3 protein-coding genes are annotated in these 1,697 nt (G+C 47.7%); all 3 read right to left on the bottom strand.

Annotation, left to right across the window (positions count from 1 at the left end; genetic code table 11):
• Positions 1 to 417: patatin-like phospholipase family protein (locus Q7P41_RS10160; protein WP_303884006.1), on the bottom strand; the 417-nt coding region annotated here is incomplete at its 3' end.
• Positions 414 to 1,001 carry a Fe-S-containing hydro-lyase gene (locus tag Q7P41_RS10165; RefSeq protein ID WP_303884007.1) on the bottom strand — a complete coding sequence of 196 codons (588 nt, stop codon included), beginning with the start codon at positions 999 to 1,001 and terminating at the stop codon, positions 414 to 416. The genes Q7P41_RS10160 and Q7P41_RS10165, both read right to left, overlap by 4 nt.
• 170 nt (positions 1,002 to 1,171) lie before the next feature.
• On the bottom strand, positions 1,172 to 1,697 hold a 526-nt coding region (locus Q7P41_RS10170), incomplete at its 5' end, for a fumarate hydratase (RefSeq protein WP_303884008.1).

Below are 1,697 nucleotides of genomic sequence, written 5' to 3' on the forward strand. Positions count from 1 at the left end.
AGCCATGATCGCCTCGACGAGATCACCGGATGTCATCCATATCTCCATGCCGGTGGAAAGGTCTACCGACACAGCGCCAAACTTAACGGGCAATTCCTCTATCTTTACGTCTCCTAAAACGTCCCGTATCCACTGCATAATTCCCTTGTTATCGAAAAAACCGCCACGAAAAATAAGACGACCCATCATCCTCAACATGCCCATTTTGCTCAACGAATAAGAAGCTTCTTCCAATTCGTCAAGCTTTAAAGCTGCATAAAATCCTCCAACCAGGGCGCCCATGGAGCACCCACAAACTATATCGGGATGTATGTTCCTATCGGCAAGCGCTCTCAGTATGCCTATATGAGCCCATCCCCTGGCCGCTCCACTACCCAAGGTCAGTCCGATCGTTGGGCTGCCGTTTTTTGAATTCATGACCTTTTGTCCTCCTCTGTCGTCTTAAGGGCAGACCATTTTTCAGGCCCCAAGGAATATAAGTCGTTGCCCTCGGAATCTGTTACCACCAACAAAGGAAAATCCTCTACTAATATCTCATAAATGGCCTCCGGTCCCAGGTCTTCGTAGGCTATCACCTTGGAAGATTTTACTTTCATAGCCAACAAAGCTGCTGCTCCCCCGGTTGCGCCAAAGTACACCGCTTTATGAGATTTTATCGCGGCAATCACCGGTTCGCTCCTTTTTCCTTTGCCGATCATGCCTTTTAAACCCATTTCAATGAGCACCGGTGCATATTTATCCATGCGTCCACTCGTGGTCGGCCCAATGGATCCAACGGGTGCGCCCGGCTTCGCCGGAGCAGGACCTGCGTAATAGATAACCTGGCCTCGAAGGTCAAAGGGAGGGGGATCACCCTGTCTTATTGCCTTCAACATCCTTTCATGCGCTGCATCGCGAGCTGTATAAACAAAACCGGATAACAATACCCTATCCCCCATGTGCAAACTCTTGACAAGCTCATCCTTCAAGGGAGTTTTTATTCTTTTAACCTTTACATTCATCCAAGATCTCCTGATCAATTCAAATTAGCGTTTTCGAAAAATTAAAACCTCAAGACCTTACATCCGAAAACATTACCCCTACTTTATTATTTAAATAACATAAGCCATCAAAGAAGGCAACATGCTTTTTGTTTTTAAAGGCATCCAAAGCAGGCATTCCTAAAAAGGGCCTATAGATGGCCGCTTGCATGCCGCAGGGCGTTACAACAAACGTTTACGGCCACAGGCAAACCCGCGATGTGAGTGGGCATAAACTCAACGTGAACGTCAAGAGCCGTAATTCTTCCTCCATATCCTCCCGGACCCAAGCCCAAACCGTTAATCTCTTCAAGAAGTTTTTCCTCCAACTGCGCGTAACGAGCATCTGCATTTCTGCTGCCTGTGGGCCTGAGCAACGACCTTTTAGCCAAAATGGGCGCGCTTTCAAAATTGCCTCCGATGCCAACGCCCACAACGAGGGGAGGGCAAGCGTTTTGTCCCTTTTGTGCTATTGTGTCTTTCACGAAATTGATGACTCCCTCTTGACCATCGGCGGGCGATAACATGGCCAAAGCTGAGGCGTTTTCGCTTCCCATGCCCTTAGGAACTACGGTAAATTTCACTTCATTTCCGCTAACTAACCTACAATGCACTATTGCAGGGGTATTATCGCCCGTGTTTTTTCTTTCGTATAGAGGATCGTTGACCACGGATCTT

The sequence above is a fragment of the Acetomicrobium mobile genome, from assembly GCF_937920065.1.

Coding starts and splice junctions, on each gene's coding strand:
- Q7P41_RS10165 (WP_303884007.1), bottom strand. CDS start 1,001: ATGAATGTAAAGGTTAAAAGAATAAAAACTCCCTTGAAGGATGAGCTT.